This is a genomic window from Microbacterium sp. NPDC058345 (assembly GCF_042723855.1).
Taxonomy (GTDB): Bacteria; Actinomycetota; Actinomycetes; order Actinomycetales; family Microbacteriaceae; genus Microbacterium.
In genome coordinates this window covers 603,657-624,373 of record NZ_JBHXIG010000001.1, presented here as the reverse complement: position 1 = coordinate 624,373, position 20,717 = coordinate 603,657, and the positions used below count along the sequence as shown (strand labels likewise).

17 protein-coding genes and 1 tRNA gene are annotated in these 20,717 nt (G+C 70.5%); 12 read left to right on the top strand and 6 right to left on the bottom strand.

What is annotated here, in order from left to right:
* Positions 1-28 precede the first annotated feature (28 nt).
* From ACFWH5_RS03070 to ACFWH5_RS03025, 10 genes are all read left to right on the top strand, one after another.
* Positions 29-1,861: an ABC transporter ATP-binding protein gene (locus ACFWH5_RS03070; protein ID WP_378831633.1), complete on the top strand. Its 1,833-nt coding sequence runs from the start codon at positions 29-31 to the stop codon at positions 1,859-1,861.
* A 76-nt stretch (positions 1,862-1,937) separates the two neighbouring features.
* A complete protein-coding gene (locus ACFWH5_RS03065) occupies positions 1,938-2,843 on the top strand; it encodes a PmoA family protein (protein ID WP_378831631.1) in 906 nt (301 codons plus the stop codon).
* A 63-nt stretch (positions 2,844-2,906) separates the two neighbouring features.
* Positions 2,907-4,040 (top strand): Gfo/Idh/MocA family protein, encoded by a 1,134-nt coding sequence (locus tag ACFWH5_RS03060; RefSeq protein ID WP_378831629.1) that lies wholly within the window; start codon positions 2,907-2,909, stop codon positions 4,038-4,040.
* A 128-nt stretch (positions 4,041-4,168) separates the two neighbouring features.
* A complete protein-coding gene (locus ACFWH5_RS03055; protein ID WP_378831626.1) occupies positions 4,169-5,164 on the top strand; it encodes a carbohydrate ABC transporter permease in 996 nt (331 codons plus the stop codon).
* The gene (locus ACFWH5_RS03050; protein ID WP_378831623.1) at positions 5,161-6,066 is read left to right on the top strand and encodes a carbohydrate ABC transporter permease; all 906 of its coding nucleotides are present in this window, start codon (positions 5,161-5,163) and stop codon (positions 6,064-6,066) included. The genes ACFWH5_RS03055 and ACFWH5_RS03050 overlap by 4 nt, the downstream gene beginning before the upstream one ends.
* 2 nt (positions 6,067-6,068) lie before the next feature.
* The gene (locus ACFWH5_RS03045) at positions 6,069-6,740 is read left to right on the top strand and encodes a hypothetical protein (RefSeq protein ID WP_378831621.1); all 672 of its coding nucleotides are present in this window, start codon (positions 6,069-6,071) and stop codon (positions 6,738-6,740) included.
* A 52-nt stretch (positions 6,741-6,792) separates the two neighbouring features.
* Positions 6,793-7,794: a LacI family DNA-binding transcriptional regulator gene (locus ACFWH5_RS03040; protein ID WP_378831618.1), complete on the top strand. Its 1,002-nt coding sequence runs from the start codon at positions 6,793-6,795 to the stop codon at positions 7,792-7,794.
* Between the two features lie 114 nt (positions 7,795-7,908).
* Complete coding sequence (locus tag ACFWH5_RS03035) at positions 7,909-8,529, top strand: GntR family transcriptional regulator (RefSeq protein WP_378831616.1); 621 nt, start codon at positions 7,909-7,911, stop codon at positions 8,527-8,529.
* A gap of 53 nt (positions 8,530-8,582) precedes the next feature.
* The gene (locus ACFWH5_RS03030; RefSeq protein WP_378831614.1) at positions 8,583-9,224 is read left to right on the top strand and encodes an asparagine synthase; all 642 of its coding nucleotides are present in this window, start codon (positions 8,583-8,585) and stop codon (positions 9,222-9,224) included.
* Positions 9,225-9,300: 76 nt separating this feature from the next.
* A tRNA-Arg gene (locus ACFWH5_RS03025) sits at positions 9,301-9,373 on the top strand.
* A gap of 61 nt (positions 9,374-9,434) precedes the next feature.
* Here the strand turns inward: ACFWH5_RS03025 and ACFWH5_RS03020 are convergent.
* Entirely contained in the window at positions 9,435-10,361 is a 927-nt protein-coding gene (locus ACFWH5_RS03020) for a LysR family transcriptional regulator (RefSeq protein ID WP_378831612.1), read from the bottom strand.
* A 71-nt stretch (positions 10,362-10,432) separates the two neighbouring features.
* Between ACFWH5_RS03020 and ACFWH5_RS03015 the strand changes: the two genes are divergently transcribed.
* Both ACFWH5_RS03015 and ACFWH5_RS03010 read left to right on the top strand, forming a co-directional pair.
* Entirely contained in the window at positions 10,433-12,163 is a 1,731-nt protein-coding gene (locus ACFWH5_RS03015) for an L-aspartate oxidase (RefSeq protein WP_378831609.1), read from the top strand.
* Positions 12,164-12,207: 44 nt separating this feature from the next.
* Positions 12,208-13,710 (top strand): L-serine ammonia-lyase, iron-sulfur-dependent, subunit alpha, encoded by a 1,503-nt coding sequence (locus ACFWH5_RS03010; protein WP_378831607.1) that lies wholly within the window; start codon positions 12,208-12,210, stop codon positions 13,708-13,710.
* A 25-nt stretch (positions 13,711-13,735) separates the two neighbouring features.
* On the opposite strand, the gene hrpB is transcribed toward ACFWH5_RS03010, so the two are convergent.
* The 5 genes from hrpB to ACFWH5_RS02985 form a co-directional block, all read right to left on the bottom strand.
* Entirely contained in the window at positions 13,736-16,291 is a 2,556-nt protein-coding gene (hrpB, locus tag ACFWH5_RS03005; protein WP_378831605.1) for an ATP-dependent helicase HrpB, read from the bottom strand.
* A gap of 36 nt (positions 16,292-16,327) precedes the next feature.
* Positions 16,328-17,452, bottom strand: coding sequence for a hypothetical protein (locus ACFWH5_RS03000; protein ID WP_378831602.1), 1,125 nt, complete (start codon positions 17,450-17,452; stop codon positions 16,328-16,330).
* Complete coding sequence (locus ACFWH5_RS02995) at positions 17,445-17,975, bottom strand: hypothetical protein (protein ID WP_378831600.1); 531 nt, start codon at positions 17,973-17,975, stop codon at positions 17,445-17,447. Before ACFWH5_RS02995 ends, ACFWH5_RS03000 begins: the two co-directional genes overlap by 8 nt.
* Before the next feature lie 101 nt (positions 17,976-18,076).
* A complete protein-coding gene (locus tag ACFWH5_RS02990; RefSeq protein ID WP_378831598.1) occupies positions 18,077-19,699 on the bottom strand; it encodes an SPFH domain-containing protein in 1,623 nt (540 codons plus the stop codon).
* Between the two features lie 114 nt (positions 19,700-19,813).
* Positions 19,814-20,263, bottom strand: coding sequence for a MarR family winged helix-turn-helix transcriptional regulator (locus ACFWH5_RS02985; RefSeq protein WP_378831595.1), 450 nt, complete (start codon positions 20,261-20,263; stop codon positions 19,814-19,816).
* Between the last annotated feature and the right edge of the window lie 454 nt (positions 20,264-20,717).

Sequence of the window (20,717 nt, the reverse complement as noted above, 5' to 3'; positions counted from 1 at the left end):
CTTCCACCGATGACCCTACGATGGGACCATGTCGAAGAAAGCGCTTTCCGAGCCGACGGCGCTGATCGAGGGACAGCATCCGATACGCTCCGCGCTCCGCCTCGTCGCGCGGCGTCCGTGGCGTCTGACGGCGGCGGTGCTCGCGTTCGCCCTCAAGGAGACCGCGGTGTGGTTCCTGCCCGTCATCACCGCGGCGATCATCGACATCGTCGCCGCGCGCGGTGAGGTCAGCGGGGTGCTGTGGTGGTTCGCACTCGCCGTTCTGCTGCTGCTGCAGAACTACCCGAACCACCTGATCTACACGCGCAACTTCATGACCGTCGTCCGCGACCTCGGCGCCGACCTGCGCAACGCTTTGACCGCCCGCCTGCAGAGCCTCTCGATCGGGTATCACACCCGCGTGAGCGCCTCGATCGTGCAGACCAAGCTCGTGCGCGACGTCGAGAACGTCGAACTCATGCTGCAGCAGGTCACGCATCCCCTGCTCGCCTCGACGATGGTCACGCTCGGCGCGCTCACCATGACGGCGATCGCCGTGCCGCAGTTCCTGCCGGTGTACGCCCTGGCCGTGCCCATCGCGATCGGCATCCGCTACGGCATGCGCAAGCGCTCGCAGCGGCGCAACGAGGTGTTCCGGCGCGAGATCGAGACGCTCTCGGCGCGAGTCGGCGAGATGGCATCGCTCATCCCCGTGACCCGCGCGCACGGACTGGAGCAGACGGCCATCACCCGCGTCGCCGACGGCGCCGACGGCGTTCGGCGTGCCGGGCTCGATCTCGACCTGCTGAACGGCCGCGTCGCCTCCGTCTCGTGGGTGGCCATGCAGCTGCTGGGTGCCGCGTGCCTCATGCTCGCCGCCGTCTTCGCCCTCACCGGCATCCTGCCGATCTCTCCCGGTGAGGTCGTGATGCTGTCCACGTACTTCACCCTGCTCACCGGAGGCCTCACCCAGCTGCTCATGCTCATCCCGGTGGGAGCCCGCGGTCTGGAGTCCGTGCGCTCGATCGCCGAGGTGCTGCAGGAGCCGGACATCGAGCACAACTCCGGTAAGCGCGTCGTGCGCGACGTGCGCGGCGAGATCGTGCTCGACGCCGCGACGCACCGCTACGCGGACGCGGACGACGACGCCCTGCACAGCATCGACCTGCGCATCGGCGCCGGCGAGACCGTCGCCTTCGTCGGCTCCTCCGGCTCGGGCAAGTCCACCCTGCTGAACCTCGTGCTGGGTTTCGTGCGGCCGAGCAGCGGTCGCATCCTCATCGACGGTCAGGATCTGCAGGAGCTCGACGTGCGCACCGTGCGCCGGTCGATCTCGGTCGTACCGCAGGAGTCCGTCCTCTTCGAGGGATCGATCTTCGACAACGTCACGTACGGGCTGCCGGATGCCAGGCCGCAGCGCGTCGAGAAGGCGCTGCGGGATGCGAACGCCTGCGAGTTCGTGCGCGCACAGCCGAACGGCTGGGACACCGTCGTCGGCGAGAGGGGCGCGCGCCTCTCGGGCGGACAGCGACAACGGCTGGCCATCGCCCGCGCACTCGTGCGTGATCCACGCATCCTGCTGCTCGACGAAGCCACCAGTGCGCTGGATCCCGAGTCCGAGGCTCTCGTGAAGCAGGCGCTCGAACGTCTCATGCACGGACGCACGACCCTCATCGTCGCCCACCGGCTCTCCACCGTGCGGCAGGCCGACCGCATCGTCGTTCTAGAGCACGGCCGCATCGCGGAACAGGGCTCGCACGCCGAGCTGATGGCCCTCGGCGGCCGGTACGTGCAGCTCCATCACGCCCAGAACGGACAGCCGCCCGTGATCACCGGCGCCATTCCGCTTCCGGACGCCTCCCCGACCCGAGGAGAATCATGACCACCCCCAGCCGTTCCGGCAGTCCATCGCCGGCGCGGACGCATCCGATCATGGCCGCTGCAGAGGAGCGCACACGATGACCCTGACGCTTGCCCGCACCGACGCCGGGATCGTCGTCTCCGACGGCGACGTCGATCTGCTGCGCTACGTGCTCGCCCCGGAGTCGCCGCAGCGGGAATCGCCGAAGCCCTACCTCGACCCGATCCGCACCAGGGCCGGGCACGTCGTGAGCCTTCTCCGGCCGTGGGATCACGTGTGGCACACGGGCCTCGCCTGGTCGCTGCCGGTGGTGGGAGACGAGAACTTCTGGGGCGGGCCGACTTACCTGCGCGGCGAAGGCTACGTGCAGCTGCTCAACGACGGTACCCAGCGTCATCGGCAAGTGACCGCCGCCGACGCGCAGGACGGCGTGGTCACGTTCGCGCACGAGCTGGAGTGGATCACGCAGGACGGTCGCCGGCTCTTCACCGAGCACCGCACGCTCACCGCGCGCGTGGTGGATGACACGACCTGGGCGCTCACCTTCGAGACCGTGATGACGAACGTGACGGATGCCACGATCGAGATCGGCTCACCCACCACCAGGGGTCGGGAGAACGCCGGGTACGGCGGGCTGTTCTGGCGGGGACCGCGCTCGTTCACCGACGGGCGCCTGGTCACGGCCGAGGGCATCGGCACGGGTGCGGACGTGCGCGGGCAACGGCACGAGTGGATGGGCTTCGAGGGTCGTCATGACGTGATCGACGCCACCTCGCTGGTCGTGATGGTGGATGCCGCGGACAACCCGCACCATCCGCCGCAGTGGTTCGCCCGTTCCGAGGAGTTCGCCGCGATCAACCCCGCGCCGTTCTTCAGCGAGGAGGTGCACGTGGCTGCGGGGGAGCATGTCGCGTTCCGCTACGGCGTGGGGATCGCGGACGCGGGTGCGGAGGATGCGGCGCGGATCGCCGGTGAACTGCGGAACCTGCTCGATGTGCGCTGACCGCCGCGCCAGCGACGGCGCATCGATTGAAACGTTATGATCGACGCAGCCCGAGGAGGTTCGATGACGTCCCATCCCCCGTCCGCCCGCACCCTGCGCTGTGTGCTGGTCGGCACCGGTTCCGTCGCCCATCTGCACGCGAAGGCCGTTGCGCAGCATCCCCGTGCCGAGCTCGTCGCGGTCGCCGATCTCAGCGCCGAGCGCGCCGCGGAGTTCGCCGCGCAGTACGCGATCCCCGAATCATCGGGGGACTACGAGGGGATGCTCGCCGCGCAGCATCCGGATGTGGTCCTCATCTGCACCCCTCCCGCGCCGCACCGCGCGCAGGCGCTCGCCGCGTTCGCCGCCGGTGCGCATGTGATCGTCGAGAAGCCCCCGGCGCCGTCGCTCGACGAGCTCGACGACATGCGGGCGGCCGCGCTCGCCGCCGACCGGCGCCTCGCCGTGGTCTTCCAGCAGCGCACGGGAACGGCTGCGGCGCACGTCCGCGCGCTCCTGTCGAGCGGCGCCCTCGGGCGGCCCCTCGTCGCGGTGTGCCAGACGCTCTGGTTCCGCGACGCCGCGTACTTCGAGGTGCCGTGGCGCGGCAAGTGGGAGACCGAGGGCGGCGGAACGACCCTCGGGCACGGCATCCACCAGCTCGACCTGCTCGCGCATCTGCTCGGGGACTGGTCCTCCGTGCAGGGCAGGCTGTTCCGCCTGGACCGCGAGACGCAGACCGAAGACGTCTCGACGGCGACCATCGTCTTCGCGGCCGGGGTCGTCGCGCAGGTCATCACCAGCGCGGTGTCGCCTCGCGAGACCAGCGCGATCCGCATCGACACCCAGAAGGCGACCGTCACGGTCGATCACGTCTACGGTCACGGGCACGAGAACTGGCGGATCACGCCCGCGCCGGGATTCGAGTCCGAGGCCGACGCGTGGGCGTTCCCGGATGCCGAGGAGCGCAGCGACCATGCGCCGCTGCTGCGCGACGTGTTCGACGCGCTGCTCGACGGCACGCCGCTGCCTGCGACGGCCGACGCTCCCGCCCGGTCGCTGGAGCTGGTCGCGGCGATCTACGCGTCCGCAGCGGCCGACGGCGCGACGATCACCCCCGAGATGCTGGCCGCGCACCCGACTCATCGCGCCGGGTTCACGAGCCCGGTGCAGGACCTGCGCCCGACGGAGCCGACCTTGCGAAACGTTTCAATTTGAGTTAGTTTGCAGGGAAGCGCTTTCCCGTCCGTCGAGGGCGGCGAGCCAGCACCCACACCGGACAAGGACGTTCCGCGGCTCAGCCGGACGAGGACGTCATCCGCTCCACATCCCGGAAGGAGAGCCCCGTGAGCACCACCGCGACGAGGGTGATCGTCACCGAAGAGCGCCAGAGCGCGCGCCTGCTGCGCAAGGGCCGACGTGAGGTGGAACCGGTGCGCCCCGGCCAGCGCGCACGTGTGCGCCGGGAGACCGCCGCCGGCTACGCGTTCCTCACCCCCTGGCTGATCGGCTTCCTCGGCCTCACGCTCGTGCCGATGGCCTACTCCCTCTACCTCTCCTTCACGCGGTACAACATCTTCCAGCCGCCCCGGGTGATCGGGTTCGACAACTACGTCCGGCTGTTCACGAAAGACCCGGTGTTCCTGCAGTCCGCCGAGATCACGCTGATCTACGTGTTCGTGGGCACGCCGATCACGCTCGCCGCCGCACTCGGCGTCGCGATGCTGCTGAACTACCGCGACAAGGGTGCGGGCTTCTTCCGCTCCGCGTTCTATGCGCCGTCGCTGATCGGCGCCTCGGTCTCGGTGGCGATCGTGTGGCGTGCGATGTTCTCCACGGACGGCCCCGTCGACAGCGGCCTGCAGATCTTCGGCATCAACCTCGGCGGCTGGATCGGCAACCCGTCGATGGTGCTGCCGATGATGATCCTGCTGCACGTGTGGACCTTCGGCTCGACCATGGTCATCTTCCTCGCCGGTCTCAAGCAGGTTCCCAAGGAGCTGTACGAGGCGGCCGAGATGGACGGCGCCGGCGCCTGGCGCAGGTTCCGGGCGGTGACGCTGCCGATGCTCTCCCCGGTGATGTTCTTCAACCTGCTGCTCGGGCTGATCGGGGCGTTCCAGGTCTTCGCATCGGCCTACATCATCTCCAACGGCACCGGCGGCCCGGCCGGCATGACGAACTTCATCACCGTCTACCTCTACAAGCGAGGCTTCTCCGACGGGCAGATGGGCTACGCCGCGGCGATGGCCTGGGTGCTTCTGATCGTGGTCGCGCTGTTGGCATTCATCCTCTTCCGCACGCAGAAGTCCTGGGTGCACTACGCAGGAGACGACAAATGACCTCCACCACTGTCGAGCGTCCGGCAACGGCACCCGCGCCTGCGCCGGCGCGTCGCAGGATCAAGCGCAAGACCGTGCAGACCACGATCTGGTTCGTCGGGCTCATCCTGCTCACGGCGATCGTGCTCTACCCGCTGCTGTGGCTGTTCCTCGCCACTCTCAAGCCGAACGGCGAGTTCGGCTCGAACGCGGGGCTGTTCCCGATCAATCCCACCATCGAGAACTACGGGAAGGTGATGGAGGGCATCGCCGGCGTGCCGATGTGGAAGTTCTTCCTGAACTCCTTGATTCTCGCCACGTCGGCGGTCGTCGGCACGGTGATGTCGTCGGCGCTCGCCGCCTACGCGTTCGCCCGCGTGCAGTTCAAGGGCCTGGGCATCCTCTTCGCGGCGATGATCGGCACGCTGCTGCTGCCGTTCCACGTCGTGATCATCCCGCAGTACATCATCTTCAACAAGCTCGGCTGGATCGACACCTTCATCCCGCTGATCCTGCCGAAGTTCCTCGCCACCGAGGCGTTCTTCGTCTTCCTCATCGTGCAGTTCATCCGCCAGATGCCGCGCGACATGGATGAGGCGGCTCGCATCGACGGCGCCGGGCACCTGCGCATCTTCTGGTCGATCATCCTGCCGCTGATCCGGCCGGCCCTGATCACCTGCGCGATCTTCGCCTTCATCTGGACCTGGAACGACTTCCTCAGTCCGCTGCTGTATCTGACCAGTCCCGAGAACTACCCGCTGCCCATTGCGCTGCGGCTGTACAACGACGCCTCGTCCGGCGGTGCGGACTACGGCGCGACCGTGACCGCGTCGTTCGTCGCCCTGGTGCCGATCATGCTGTTCTTCATCGTCTTCCAGCGGTTCCTCGTCGACGGCGTCGCTACGCAGGGTCTGAAGGGCTGACGATGTCCACGGCTGGTCGGCGCGAGGCGAGGGCTGCGGTGCGCGAGGCGCGCTCCGGCGCCGGACCCGTCGGCGCGGGGTTCGACCCCGGTCCCCACCCCGGTGCGACGGCGAAGTTCGGTCTGTTCGGCGAGGTGCTCACGATCGGGCTGCTGATCGCGGTCGTGTCGCTGGGTGTCGTGACGCTGCCGATCGCGCTCGCCGCCGGCATCCGTCACCTGCGGCGCTTCGTCGCGGCCTCCGACTCCCGCGTCGCGCTGTTCTGGGACGATGTGCGCGCCGGCATCCTGCCCTCGCTTCTCGTCGGTGTCCCCGCCGCGCTGATCGCCGCAGTACTGGCGTTCGATGTGCTGCTCGCCGGTTCGGGGATGCTGCCCGGTGGTGAGGTCGTCGCCGTGATCGGCTGGGCGGGGCTCGTCGTGCTCGCCACGGCGCTGCTGCTGGCAGCAGGCGCGTGGTCACCCGCGTCGGGCTGGGCCGCCGCGGTGCGCGCGGTTCCCGGCGTCGTGAGGGCGGATGCCGTCGGCGCGGCGTTCATCGCCGCCGCGGCGGTGTTCGTCGGCGTCGTGACCTGGGCGCTGATCCCGCTGTTCATCCCCGGGGTGGGATGCGCCGTCCTGGCCGTCGTGGCGGTCCCGGCGCGTCGCCGCCGGGGAGAAGCCCGCGCGGAATGAGAAGCTGGGACGGCCGCAGCTGTTGTGCGGGTGATCGGGGGAGGGAAGCCGCATGCCTGTGGGCGTGAAGGACGTCGCCGCCGCCGCCGGGGTGTCGGTCGGCACGGTGTCGAATGTGCTGAACCGGCCGGACCGCGTCTCGGCGCGCACGGTCGAGCGCGTGCAGAAGGTCATCACCGAACTCGGGTTCGTGCGCAACGACGCGGCACGTCAGCTGCGGGCCGGTCGCAGTCGCAGCATCGGACTCGTCGTTCCCGACATCGGCAACCCCTTCTTCGCCGAGGTCGCGAGGGGGGCGGAGGATCGTGCGGCGGATGCCGGGATGACCGTGCTGCTCGGCAACAGCGACGAGAACGACGCGCGACAGGAAGCGCACCTGGCGCTGTTCCAGGAGCAGCGCGTCAACGGGGTGCTGCTCACGCCGGCGTCCGACGATCTGACGTCGCTGCGCCGCTTCGCGTCCGGCGGGATGCCGGTGGTGCTCGTGGACCGCGAGGTCGACGAGCAGTCGTTCCCGTCCGTGTCGGTGGACGACATCGAAGGCGGAAAGCTGGCGGTGCGGCATCTGCTGGCGCAGGGTCGTCGGCGGATCGCCTTCGTGTGCGGTCCTCGCAGCGTGCAGCAGGTCGCCGATCGTCTGCGCGGAGCGGAGGCGGCCGTCGCCGACACCGCCGGCGCGTCGATCGAGGTCATCGAGCAGACGTCGCTGACCGTGCTGGAGGGCCGGGCCGCCGGAGAGCTGCTGGTCGCCCGAGACGCGCAGGACCGACCGGATGCCGTCTTCGCCGCCAACGACCTGCTGGCGGTCGGTCTGCTGCAGGCGTTCAGCTTCGGCTCCGGCATCCGCGTGCCCGAGGACATCGCGATGGTCGGGTACGACGACATCGACTTCGCGTCGGCCACGGTCGTGCCCCTGAGCTCGGTGCGCCAGCCCGCCCGGCTGCTCGGCTGGACGGGGGTCGATCTGCTGCTGAAGGAGCTCGACGGCGCGGATCACGACCGCCGGGTGCGGTTCCAGCCCGAGCTCGTCGCGAGGGACTCCAGTGGCGGCTGACCGCCGTCGTCAGCCGACGAACTCCGCTCCCGCAACCCCGTAGCGGATCTTTCCCGTCGATGGTTGAATCCGAAGATGATGGTCGATCGGGGGATCGAACTCGAATCCGTTCGGGTGACGAACGCACTCCGTGACGACATCATGCTCGGAAGGCGGCTGCCCGGTGCCCGCCTCATCGAGCGCGACATCGCCGCCGAGCTCGGCGTTTCGCGCCTGCCGGTGCGCGAGGCGATCAAGGCGCTGGTCGGCGAGGGGCTCGCGGTGAAGACTCCGCGCACCTGGGCGGTCGTCCGCGAGTTCACCATCAAGGACATCCGCGACTTCGCCGAGTTCCGCGAGGCGATCGAGACCCTGGCGTGGGTCCTGGCCGCTCAGCGACATGACGACCATGGGGCGGCGCTGATGCGGGCGACCTTCGCACGGGAATCCCGCGCGGTCGAATCCGGCGACATCGCCGGCGCGCAGGCCGCCTCCGCCCAGTTCCACACCATGGCGGTCGGTCTGTCGGGCAACGACGTCCTGCAGGAGCTCGCGGAGTCGTACGTCACGCGCCTGCGCTGGCTGTTCGGCCAGTTCGAAGAGGTCGTGCGGATGGTCGACGACCACCGGGTGATCCTCGACGCCTTTCTGGCGCGCGACGTCGACGCGCTGCGCGAGCTGATCCCCGGGCATCTCGCGGAGGGTCGCGACGCCGCGGAGCGCCGTCTGCGGGCACGCACCGAGCGCAGCGGCTGATCGGGTCTCGTCGACGTCGGCCGCTGCCGGTACGCTCGATCGTGGAGGTAGCGGTGGGACGAACAGCGGATGCCATCGCCGAGGGCGTCGCCATCGCCACGGCGGCCGCTCGGCTGACCGTGAAGAACCACATCCTGGTCGGGACCATCGCGCAGGGCGGCGTGTTCGACATCGACCGGTACAAAGAGGATGCGCGCGGCGCTCTGCTCGCGATGGCTCAGGAGTCCGAGGACGCCGCTGAGCACCTCGCACAGTTGCGCAAGAGGGCCAAGGGCCGCTACTCCGATCCGCACGGCACGCACGACTATCGCGACCGCGACGTGCGCAACCTGCGTCGCCGCGCCAAGCAGTCGCTGGGCGTCGCCGGCCACCTGCGAAAGCTCACGGAGGACGAGGATGCGCTGCGCGAACTCGTCGAAGACGCGCGTGCCGCGGCCTGGGGCGACGTGCGCGGCAATCTCGATCGGCGTCTGCGGGTTGAGGGGATGCGCCCTGATCAGGATCCCGACTACGAGCGCATGCGGGAGGCACGCATGCAGGCGCTGAAGCTGGTCGACCTGCAGGCGCTGTCATCCGAGCAGCGGGCGCGTCGCAAACGTGAGAAGTCGGCCGAGAAGGCGGCGGAGAAGGATGCCGCGAAGGAGGCGGCGAAAGCCTCCCGCAGTGCGCGCCGAGAGGCCCGGCACGCGGACTGACCGCACGCGACCCGACCGATTTCGCAACTGGTCGAACGGTGCTGTAGGCTGGTCCCTGGCCCGCTGAGCGGGCCGTGCGCCTGTAGCTCAATGGATAGAGCATCTGACTACGGATCAGAAGGTTGGGGGTTCGAGTCCCTCCAGGCGCGCACTGTGTTGAGACAGTAGAAACCCCCGTCGCTGATGCGGCGGGGGTTTCGTCTTGTCCGGTCACCCGATGAGGCTCTGCACTGCCGGGTCGCGGTCGGCGAACCGGGCCGCGGTCGCCATGATCGTGCCGCGCATCGCCGCCACGGCCACGCCCGGCGTGACGTCCGAGCGGTGCGCGAGGCTCACCGTGCGCGACATCGGTGCGGCGAGGCGCGCCGAGCGCAATCCGGGGCGGTCGGTCAGCACCATGGCGGGCACGACGGCCACGCCCAGGCCGCGCTCCGCGAACCGGAGCACGGTGTCCATCTCGGCGCCCTCCAGCACGGGGGTCGGCGCGAACCCGGCGTCGCGGAAGGCCGCGTCGGTCGCCGCGCGCAGGTCGTAGCTCTGGTCGAGCGCGATGAGGGGCATCTCGGCGAGACGAGCCAGGTCGATGGCGTCGTCGGCGATGGCCGGTTGCGCCGACGACGACACGACGACGAGCTCCTCGGCGAGCAGCGGGATGCGGTTCAGCGTGACGCTGGGCAGCGGGCGCGCGTCGGTTGCGGTGATCAGCGCCACGTCGATCGCGCCGACGGCGAGCTGTTCGACCAGCGCGCGGGAGCCGGCCTCGGCCAGGTGCAGCTCCACGCCGGGGTGCGCGTCGTGGAACGTGCTGAGCGCCTCGGCGACGAGGCTGACGCAGAGGGTGGGCGGCGCGCCGAGGCGTACGCGTCCGCGCCGGAGACCTGCGAGTTCGCCCATCTCGTCGCGGATCGCCTCGGCCTCGGCCAGCATGCGCTGTGCGCGCGGCAGCAGCGCCTCGCCGGCAGAGGTGAGGGAGATGTGCCCGCGTGCCCTGTGCAGCAGCTCGCTGCCCAACTCGCGTTCGAGGGTGGAGATCTGCCGACTCAGCGACGGCTGCGCAAGATGCAGGCTTTCCGAGGCGCGGGTGAAGTGCCCGAGCCGGGCCACCTCGACGAAACCACGCAGCTGTTCCAGGTTCATGTGTCCAGCGTATCGAATCCAAAGGGATAATGCATTGGAGTAATGACGGCGATCGGCCTAGCGTCGAAGACATGAGCACACGCGAGCGTCAGATCTCCACCACCGTCCTGGTCATCGGCACGGGCGGCTCCGGGCTGCGCGCGGCGATCGAGGTCGCCGAACGCGGCATCGATGTCCTCGCCGTGGGCAAACGGCCGCGGCAGGACGCGCACACCTCGCTCGCCGCCGGCGGCATCAACGCCGCACTGGGCACGATGGACGCCGCCGACAGCTGGCAGCAGCACGCCGCCGACACCATCAAGGAGAGCTATCTGCTCGCCGACCCGCACACCGTCGAAGTCGTGACGAAGGGTGCCGAGCGCGGCATCCGCGACCTCGAACGCTGGGGCATGGACTTCGCCCGTGAGGACGACGGCCGCATCTCGCAGCGCTTCTTCGGCGCGCACACGTTCCGCCGCACCGCGTTCGCGGGCGACTACACCGGGCTCGAGATCCAGCGCACCCTCGTGCGCCGCGCCGAGCAGCTCGACGTGCCGATCCTCGACGGCGTCTACATCACCCGCATCCTGGTGCACGACAACGTGGCGTTCGGTGCGTACGGCTTCGACCAGGCCGACGGCACGCGCTATCTCATTCACGCGGATGCCGTCATCCTCGCCGCCGGCGGGCACACCCGCATCTGGCGGCGCACCTCATCGCGACGCGACGAGAACACCGGAGACGCGTTCCGGCTCGCCGTCGACGCCGGCGCCCGGCTGCGCGACCCCGAGCTGGTGCAGTTCCACCCCTCGGGCATCATCGAGCCCGAGAACGCCGCCGGGACGCTGGTCTCCGAGGCGGCGCGCGGCGAGGGCGGCATCCTCCGCAACGGCCTGGGCGAGCGGTTCATGGCGGACTACGACCCCGATCGCATGGAGCTGTCGACACGCGACCGCGTCGCGCTGGCCGCCTACACCGAGATCGCGAAGGGTCGCGGCACCGAGAACGGCGGCGTCTGGCTCGATGTCTCACACCTGCCGCGCGAGACGATCATGACCCGGCTGCCGCGGGTGTACCAGACGCTGCTCGAGCTGCAGATGCTCGACATCACCACCGACCCGATCGAGATCGCACCGACCGCTCACTACTCGATGGGCGGCGTGTGGGTGCGATCCGACGATCACAGCACCGACGTGGGCGGGCTCTTCGCCGTCGGCGAGGCATCCAGCGGTCTGCACGGCGCGAATCGGCTCGGCGGCAACTCGCTCATCGAGCTGCTCGTCTACGGGCGCATCGTCGCGCAGGCGGCGATGGCGCACGCAGCCGGGCTCGACGCGCAGCGCCGGTCGGCGGATGCCGTGGCGCGGGCGCGCGCCGAGATCGATGACCTGCTCGCCGCAGACGGCCCGGAGAACGTGCGGGCGCTGCAGCGCGAAATCCGCAACACCATGACTGCGCACGCCGGCGTCGTGCGCGACGAGCAGGGGCTTCGTGCCGGACTGGCCGAGCTCGACCGTATCGAGGAGCGCATCGCCGACATCGGCATCCATCCCGACATCGCCGGATTCCACGATCTCGCGCACGCCTTCGACCTGAAGGCCTCGGCGATCGCGGCCCGCGCGACCCTGGAGGCGGCGCTCGAACGGCGCGAGAGCCGCGGATGCCACAACCGCAGCGACTTCCCCGACACCGACGACTCGCTGCAGGTCAACCTGGTGTGGTCGCCGTCGACCGGCGTCACTCGCGAGCCGATCGCCCCGGTCCCCGCCGAGATCGCCGAGCTCATGCGCGACGTCGACACCGCCGGCAAGCTCGTCGAGTAGCGATCGCCGCGCCACCCCGGCTGACGCCGCCGTAGGCTGGAGGGGTGACTGCGTACGTCTCGGCCTTCGACCTGTTCTCCATCGGAGTGGGGCCGTCGAGCTCGCACACCGTCGGACCCATGCGCGCCGGGCTGGACTTCGCCGACCGGCTGCGCGCCGAGGGCCTGCTCGGGCGGGTGCAGCGTGTCACCTGCGATCTGTTCGGCTCGCTTGGCGCGACCGGGCTCGGTCACGGCACACCGGATGCGGTGGTCGCGGGTCTGCAGGGACTGAAGCCCGAGACGTGCGACCCCGACGCTGTGCGCGCCGCCTGGTCGGACTGGCCGGACGGTCAGCGGCTCACCCTCGCGGGCGAGCATCCCGTCGCGTTCGCGAAGGACGATATCGCCTTCACGCCGCGCACTCGGTTGCCCGGTCATCCCAACGCGATGACCCTGTACGCGCGCGACGCCGACGGCGGCATCGTGCTCGAGCAGACCTACTACTCGGTGGGCGGCGGGTTCATCCGCCGCGAGGGCGAGCACGCGCGGGTCACCGCGGCCGAGCAGCCCTTCCCGTACACGGATGCCGCCTCGCTGCTGGCGTTGTGCGACGAGAACGGGCTGTCCATCGCCGAGGTCGCGCGCATGAACGAGATGGCTACCCGCAGCGAGGAGGAGGTCGCCGCCGGGCTCGACGCCATCTGGAACGCGATGAGCGCCTGCGTCGAGGCGGGGCTGCACGCCGAGGGCACCCTGCCCGGCATCCTCAAGGTCAAGCGCCGCGCCGCCGACATCCGCTCGCAGCTCGAGGCGTCCGAGGCGGAAGGGCATCGCGAGCTGCCGGGGGAGTGGCTGGGCGCGTTCGCGCTCGCCGTCAACGAGGAGAACGCCGCCGGCGGCCGTGTGGTCACGGCACCCACGAACGGCGCGGCGGGCATCCTCCCCGCGGTCGCGATGTACTGGTGGCGCTTCCTCGCGGATTCGGGTCTCGGCGCGGGCAACGCGGTCACGCCCTACGGCGAGCTGGTCGGCAGCGCGCTGCTCGGCTTCGGCTCCGGCGACCGCGCGCTGACCGACGTGGCGGGCGCCGGGCTCGACGAGCAGACGACCGCGGAGGCGAACCGTCGCCGCGGCATCCGGCGCTTCCTGCTGACCGCCACCGCGCTCGGCTCGCTGTTCAAGGCCAACGCGTCGATCTCGGGCGCCGAAGGCGGCTGCCAGGCCGAGGTCGGCTCCGCCTGTGCGATGGCGGCCGGCGGCCTCACGGCCGTGATGGGCGGCACGAACCGGCAGATCGAGAATGCCGCCGAGATCGCCATGGAGCACCACCTGGGCCTCACCTGCGACCCGATCGGCGGGCTGGTGCAGATCCCCTGCATCGAGCGCAACGCGATCGCCGCGTCGACCGCCGTCACCGCCGCCCGCCTCGCGCTGCGCGGCGACGGCGAGCACTACGTCTCGCTGGACGCGGTCGTCGAGACCATGCGCCAGACGGGGCTGGACATGTCGACGAAGTACAAGGAGACCAGCGAGGGCGGCCTCGCGGTGAACGTCATCGAGTGCTGATCGCCCGTTCACGGCCGGGCGACGATCACCGACGTCGGTGGGTCGTATGCCGGGTCGGCGTGGCGGCCCACGGGTCCTCCGGCCACGGATGCTTCGGGTAGCGGCCGCGCATCTCGGCGCGCACCTGCGCGTAGGGGCCCGACCAGAACGAGGCGAGGTCGTCGGTGACCGCGAGCGGCCGCCCGGCCGGCGACAACAGGTGGAAGAGCACGGGCACGTGGCCGTCGACCAGCCGCGGCGTCTCGGCCCAGCCGAAGCACTCCTGCAGTTTCACGGCCACCACGGGCCGCGCCGTCGGGTCGTCGAGCGGAGGGTAGCCGATGCGAATCCGCGACCCGCTCGGCACCTCCAGTCGTTCGGGGGCGAGCGTGTCGAGTGCGGATGCCGCCGGCCAGGGCAGCAGCCGGCGCAGCGCGGGGGCGAGGTCGACGTGATCCGCTCGAGCGCCCGTGGCGAGGCGGTCGAGTTCGGGGCCGAGCCAGGCGTCGAGGGTGCCGAGCAGGGCGTCGTCGGAGACATCGGGCCACGGTGCGCCCAGCCGCGCGTGCAGCAGTGCGAGCCGGCGTCGCAGGTCGTCGGCCGCCTCCGACCAGGCGAAGACCTCGAGGCCGACCCGCTGGATCGCGCGTCGCACCGCATCGTGACCCTCCGCCGCGGTGGCCCGCACCGGCACCGACGATCGCACGATGGCGCCGACGCGGCGCTCGCGGCGGGCGGTGACCCTGCCGTCGGCGAATTCCGCCTCGACGCGATCGGTGATCAGATGCCCGGCCGCCTGCTCCACCTGCGCCTCCGAGAGGGCGGCTGCCGCACGGATCACGGCACCCGTTCCGGTCGCCGCCCGTCCGACGGATCGGGTGACGTCGGCGATGGCCAGCCATTCCGCATCCGCCAGCGGGGCGCGCGCACTCGCACGGGTGCCGGATGCCAGCAGGAACGTCGCTGACTCGGCGGAGCGGTCGACCCGACGGGCGACCCGCTCCGGGAAGGCCAGCGCGATGACGAGACCCGCGTCATCGACGCTCATCCGGCGCCCGGCGGAGCCGTCGGAGGGCGCGTAGCGGAGCAGCCGCTTGGTCTCGTGCGCCCAGCGGCGCGCGTCGGCCCCGCGTCGACCGCGCAGGGCGACGAGTGCGCTGCCGATGTCGGCATCCGCGACGCGCACGTCGCCGCCGATCAGTGCGACGACCTCGGCGGCGAGCTGCGCGCCGACGAGCGGGCTGCCATCGCGCAGCGCCCGCGCGAACCGCGGGTCGACGGGGACGCGGGCGAGCTCTCGCCCCTCCGGGGTCGCTCGTCCCTCGGCGTCGATGGCACCGAGGTCGCGCAACACGGCGTGGGCGTCGGCGAGGCTGTCGGCGGGGAGCGGGTCGATCAGCTTCAGTCCCCGCCCGCCCGGAGCTCCCCAGCAGGCGAGCAGCAGCGCCGCATCGGTGAGGTCGCTCGTCGCGATCTCGGGGGCCGGTCTGGCCGGTGCGGCGGCGTAGGTGCGCTCGTCGATGCACCGGATGACGGTGCCCGGCCCCTGGCGGGTGGCGCGACCGGCACGCTGGATCGATGATGATCGTGGCGCGCCGGTCGTCACCAGGCCGCTCATGCCGCGCGCCGCGTCGCGCTGCGGATGCCGGGAGAGGCCGCCGTCGACGACGAGCCGCACGCCGGGAACCGTCAGCGACGACTCGGCCAGTGACGTGGTGACCACGATGCGCGGTGGTTCATCGGCACGGCGACCGCGGATGACGGCGTCCTGCGCGGCGGCGGGCATCTGCCCGTGCAGCTCGCGCACGTCGAACTCGGGTGCATCGCGAGAGAGGCGCCGAGCGATCTCCGACACCTCTCGGGCGCCGGGGGCGAACACCAGCACATCGGCCGAAGGGGTGTCGCGAACCAGCTCACGCGCGGCGGCGGCGGCGGTGCGCACGACGTGATCGAGGAACTCCATGGTCACCCCGCGGGCGTCGAGCCGTGGCGATGCGCTCGGCGCCCAGCGCACGGTGAGCGGATGCGCCGGCACCGCATGCGCGACGACCGGGGCCGGCGCCTCGGCGGTGCCGAGCACCGCCGCGTTGCGATCGGCGTCGATGGTCGCCGACATTGCGATGAGCACGAGATCGTCGCGCAGCTCACGCACCTCGCCGAGCAGCCCGATGAGCAGATCGGTCTCCAGAGCGCGCTCGTGCACCTCATCGATGACGACCGCGCTGACACCGTCGAGACCGGGGTCGTCCAGCATCCGCCGCAGCAGCACTCCCGCCGTGACGAACTCGACTCGGGTCGACGCGTCGACACGGCGCTCGCCGCGTACCGTGAATCCCACGCGCGCGCCGAGCGGCGACCCGTCGAGCTGCGCGAGCCGGCGCGCCGCGGCACGGGCCGCGACCCGGCGCGGCTGCGTCACCACGACGCGGCCGGAGGAGCGGGCGGCCAGCAACGGCGGCACGAGCGTGGTCTTGCCGGTGCCGGGAGGCGCGCTGACGACGGCCGATGCGCCGTCGTCGAGGGCTGTTCGCAGGTCGTCGAGTGCGGCGGCGAAGCTGAGGCCGTCGCCGATCCTCGCCAGGTCGAACTCCGCGCTGCGCATGACTTCGGCTTTCGCGACGACGACGATCCGCGAGGGTCAGCCGGGCAGGGGCGCGTCGACGTCCGCCGCCCACTCGCGGATCGCCTGACGCTCCGCCTCGCCGCAGACGTAGCCGTATCCGATCTCGAGGTTTCCGCGCGAGAGAGACCACTGATCGTGATAGGTCAGGGCGTAGCAGTCGGCCATCTTCTCGAAGTCCCCTTCGAACAGGCCCTGGTCCACCAGCTCATCCGCCCGTCCGTGCCGATCTTCGAACCGGGCGCCGTCCGCACGCTGATACACGTGGGCGAGCTCATGCACCACGAGCATCCGCTTCTCCCAATCGCTGGAGTACTCCTTCTCCGGGAGAAGGTGCACGGTGAGCGAGTCCTCCTTGGTGACGCAGGCTGACGTTCGCCACCCCTCCTCGCCGGATACCGGGCAGGCGGATGCCGCGTCCCAGCGGATGTCGATGAAGCCGGCCCCGGCCTTGTCGACGATGTCTTCGGTGAGGGTGCCGCTGCTGTTGCCGCGGCGCGTCTCGGCGGCGGCGATGCTCTGCTGCACCTGCTCGCGGAGCTGGCGTGCCTGCTGTGCCAGTGTCTCGGCGGAGAACTCGGTGAGATTCGGGTCTTCGGCGCGCTCTTCGAGGCGGCGGAAGACGTCCTGCTTGAGGACCAGGGGAGCGGCGGGGTTGCCGTCGAGCTGTGCGGCCAGCGCGTCATACGCCTCGCGCTCCGACTCGAAGACCGCCAGCGGATCGTTCCCGACCGCTTCGTCGCCAGGGACCTGGGTCGCGGGTGTCCCGGCGTCGTCGCGCCTGCTGTCACCGTCGCCCGAAGAGAGCGCGGCGCCGAGGCCGCCGAGCAGCACGACGCCGATGATGACGACGGCGACGAGCACGAGGCAGCCGCACCCCGCGAACCACCATCCGCGTCCCCGGCGTCGCACGGGAGCCGGCGCGGGCGATCCGATCCACGGGGCCTGCGCCCCGTCGGGATTCACCTGCGCGATCCAACTGCGAAGCTCGGGGTAGGCGCGGGGGTGCATCGAGACGAGCGGATGCAGGTCCCACCGGCGCGCGGCGATGTCGGCGAGCTGCGCGGGAGCGGTGCCTGGATCGCGTGCGGCCATCGCGTCCGGGTCGCCCGCCGTCGGGAAGGAGCCCGCCGGGTCAGACATTGAGCACCAGCACGGTGATGACGAGCGTCGCGATGACGAGGGCCAGGCCTCCGCCGCATCCGATGGCGACGATCGCTCCGTAACCGAGGCGCGACACGCGTGCGCCGGAGGAGCGCATCGCGGCGAGGAACTCCTGGCCGCCGCGGGCGGTGAACGCGTGCGCGGCCGCGGCCTGGTTCATGGTGCGCCCGACGTCGCCTGCGACGACCGCGCCGGGGGCGTCGACGATGTGCCCGGCGACGCCCACGGCGCCGAGGTTGAGCGCGCGGTTGACGGCGCGGGGGTCGGCGAGGATCGGGTAGCTGCGGCCGTGCACGTGCAGGGTGATGCGCTGAGCGGCGGACTTCACGGTCACCTCGCTCGCCGGGACGCTGAACTGCTGCGCCCAGCCGCTCCGCGACGCGACCCAGAGCGTGACGAGGCCCGCACTCACGACCGCCTGGGCCGGAAACCAGCCGCCGGTCGCGGTGTCGCCGAGGGCCCCTGAGAAGACGGCATGCGGAAGAGGCGGCGGCGCAGTCATGCTTCGAGTCTACGGATTGCTCGCGGGAGGCTTGTCCGCTGAGTGTATGAGGGAACGCCGAAGGGCCGCCCCGCGCGCACGCGGGACGGCCCTTGCGCCGCTCACTCCCCGGCGGACGCCGCGGCGGGCGGAGGTGTCGTCGGAACCGGCTCGCGCTTCACCGGTGCGTCATCGGCAGAGGATGCCGCCTGTGTGGCATCCGTGCTCTGGGCGACCCCGGCACCGAAGCCGCGGCCGATCGCCTGCCCCTGGATGATGGCGGCGAGGTCGAGGCCGGTCGCCGCGCTGACGCTGTCGAACACCGAGCGCATGGCCCTCGCACTGTCGCCACCGACGACGCTGGAAGCGCCGTCCTCACCGGCGCCGCCGATGATCGAGACGTTCCCGATGGTCGAGTAGCCCTTGGCGAATTCCGCCATGATCGACGGCAGCACCTCGAGCACACGCTGCGACAGGAACGCCTCCTGGTTCGAGGCGATGGCCTTGGCTTCGGCCTCGACGGCGGCGGCACGCGCCTCACCCTCGGCGCGGATGGCCTCGGCCTCGGCGTTGGCCCGCAGCCGACGCGCCTCGGCCTCGGCCTCGGCCTGGGCACGCAGGGCGTTCGCCTCACCGGCGGCCTTGGCCTCGGCCGCGGCGGCCTCACCGGCGGCGCGGGCCTTGTCGGCCTGCGCCTGCTGCTCGGCGATGCGCGTGCGGGCCTCGGCCTGCTTGACCTGCTCGATCGCCGCCGCCTCCGCGGCCTTCTCGCGGGTGAACAGCTCGGCCTGGGCGCGGGTCTCGGCCTCGTACCGCTGCGCGTCGGCGACGCGCTTGACGTCGGCATCCAGCTGAGCCTGCTTGTTCTCGGCCTGCTGCTGCAGCACGGCCTGCTCGGCCTGGGCGCGGGCCAGCTGCTCGGCCTGCTCCGCCTCGGCGCGGGCACGGCCGATGCCGGCGTTCGCGTTGGCGGTGTTGGTGTCGAGCGCGGTCTGCTCGATCAGGTTCGCTTCCTGGTTGGCGATGTTCTTCTGGTTGATCGCGCGGTCGGCGTTCGTCTGCGAGATCTCGGCCGACTGGCGCTTGGCCTGGATCTCGGGGGCACCCAGCGACTGGATGTAGCCGACCTTGTCGGTGATGCCCTTGATCTGGAATGAATCGAGGATGAGGCCCTGCTCGGCGAGCTCCTGTGAGACGTCAGAGGCGATCTGATCCGAGAACTTCTTGCGCTCCCGCATGAGCTCGACGACCGAGAGCGTGGCGACGATGCCGCGCAGGGCACCCTCGAGCTGCTCGGTGGTGAACTGCTCGATCGCCTTGTCCTGCGAGGCGAAGCGCTCGGCGGCCCGGCGCACGTACAGCGGGTCGGAGCCGATCTTCACGATCGCGACGCCGTCGACGTTGAGGGTCACGCTGTCGAGTGACTGCGCTTCGGCATTGAGCGACACCTGGCGCGAGCGCAGCGAGATGATCTCGTGCCGCTGGGTGATCGGGTTGACCAGCGACTTGCCGTTGACGATCACCGTGACCGGCGACTCCGCGAGCTCGGAGCTCGTGCTGCCATCGGCGTTGATGATCGCGCGCTGCACCTTCTGCTTGCGACCCGAGATGACCAGCGCTTCGTCAGCACGCGCCACCTTGATCCAGCTGCGTGCGAACAGCAGCAGGATGAGTCCGACGACGATGGCGGCGACGACGGCGATGCCGACGATGATCAGGATGCCGATGATTCCGGCGATCTCCATGATGAGCCTTCCTTTCCCCTCGTAAGGCGTTCAGGTACACCCTGCCAGAAAGGCTCTCGGTCGATGAGCGAGCGCGTGAGCACGTGAGGACGGCGTGGGTCGCCGCTCGTCGTCTCACTCTGCCCGCTGCATCGCCTCCTTGCCCCGCAGCTTCTGCGTCAGGGCGAACAGGGTGCCCAGTTCGTCGTCGTCGAGAACCGACATGCGTTCGGCGATCGAGCGGCCATGGCTGGCGGCGAGGGCGCGGAACGACCGAGCGCCGGCCTCCGTCGCGGTCACCAGCGCGCCACGGCCGTCATGGGGGTCGGCGCACTTCGTCACCAGCCCGCGCGCGACCATCCTCTCGACGAGACGCGAGACGCTGGGCTGGCTGACCAGCGAGTTGGCGGTGATGTCGCGCAGCCGCGCCGACATCCGCGGCGCACGCACGACGGTGAGCAGCACGTCGTACTCGGCCTCGGTGATGGCGGCGCCATCGAAGTCGGCCGACATCTTGACGAAGAGCTCATGCTGTGCACGGAAAAGGCTCTCCCATGCGCGGAGCGCGAGTTCACGGTCGGTCATGTCCTTCAGCGTAGCGCCGGAGGAGGACATCGACGCCGACGCAGTAAGGGCCGGTCGGAGAGGCTTCCGGCCGGCCCTTGTCCCTTGCACCAAGAGTGTCCTGCAATCACATGCGGTGGATGCCACAGCAAACATTCACCGTGTGATGACTCTATAACGGCGAGGTAACGAATGCAACGGTTCGGTCACGGACTTTGGGAGGAAATCTGTCCAATCGTGTCCGATCTCACGAAAGTGTCGGAGTGTCACGCGACCTGTCGGAGCGTCTCACCAGGTCGGAAGCCGTGGTGTGTCGACGAGGCTCCTTGGGCACCGGACGTACTCTGCGCGTGATCAGATCCCCGGTCGGGCGATCTTTGTCAAGGCTCAGGACATAGGCCAAAACCGCTCCCCAGGAGCTCGACGCCGTCGAGTGCGATGACGTCCCCTTCGAACGAGGCGGTCGTGTCCGGAC

Coding starts and splice junctions, on each gene's coding strand:
- ACFWH5_RS02985 (WP_378831595.1), bottom strand. CDS start 20,263: ATGACCGACCGTGAACTCGCGCTCCGCGCATGGGAGAGCCTTTTCCGT.
- ACFWH5_RS03065 (WP_378831631.1), top strand. CDS start 1,938: ATGACCCTGACGCTTGCCCGCACCGACGCCGGGATCGTCGTCTCCGAC.
- ACFWH5_RS03060 (WP_378831629.1), top strand. CDS start 2,907: ATGACGTCCCATCCCCCGTCCGCCCGCACCCTGCGCTGTGTGCTGGTC.
- ACFWH5_RS03045 (WP_378831621.1), top strand. CDS start 6,069: ATGTCCACGGCTGGTCGGCGCGAGGCGAGGGCTGCGGTGCGCGAGGCG.
- ACFWH5_RS03015 (WP_378831609.1), top strand. CDS start 10,433: ATGAGCACACGCGAGCGTCAGATCTCCACCACCGTCCTGGTCATCGGC.
- ACFWH5_RS02995 (WP_378831600.1), bottom strand. CDS start 17,975: ATGACTGCGCCGCCGCCTCTTCCGCATGCCGTCTTCTCAGGGGCCCTC.
- hrpB (WP_378831605.1), bottom strand. CDS start 16,291: ATGCGCAGCGCGGAGTTCGACCTGGCGAGGATCGGCGACGGCCTCAGC.
- ACFWH5_RS03020 (WP_378831612.1), bottom strand. CDS start 10,361: ATGAACCTGGAACAGCTGCGTGGTTTCGTCGAGGTGGCCCGGCTCGGG.
- ACFWH5_RS03050 (WP_378831623.1), top strand. CDS start 5,161: ATGACCTCCACCACTGTCGAGCGTCCGGCAACGGCACCCGCGCCTGCG.
- ACFWH5_RS03000 (WP_378831602.1), bottom strand. CDS start 17,452: ATGTCTGACCCGGCGGGCTCCTTCCCGACGGCGGGCGACCCGGACGCG.
- ACFWH5_RS02990 (WP_378831598.1), bottom strand. CDS start 19,699: ATGGAGATCGCCGGAATCATCGGCATCCTGATCATCGTCGGCATCGCC.
- ACFWH5_RS03040 (WP_378831618.1), top strand. CDS start 6,793: ATGCCTGTGGGCGTGAAGGACGTCGCCGCCGCCGCCGGGGTGTCGGTC.
- ACFWH5_RS03070 (WP_378831633.1), top strand. CDS start 29: ATGTCGAAGAAAGCGCTTTCCGAGCCGACGGCGCTGATCGAGGGACAG.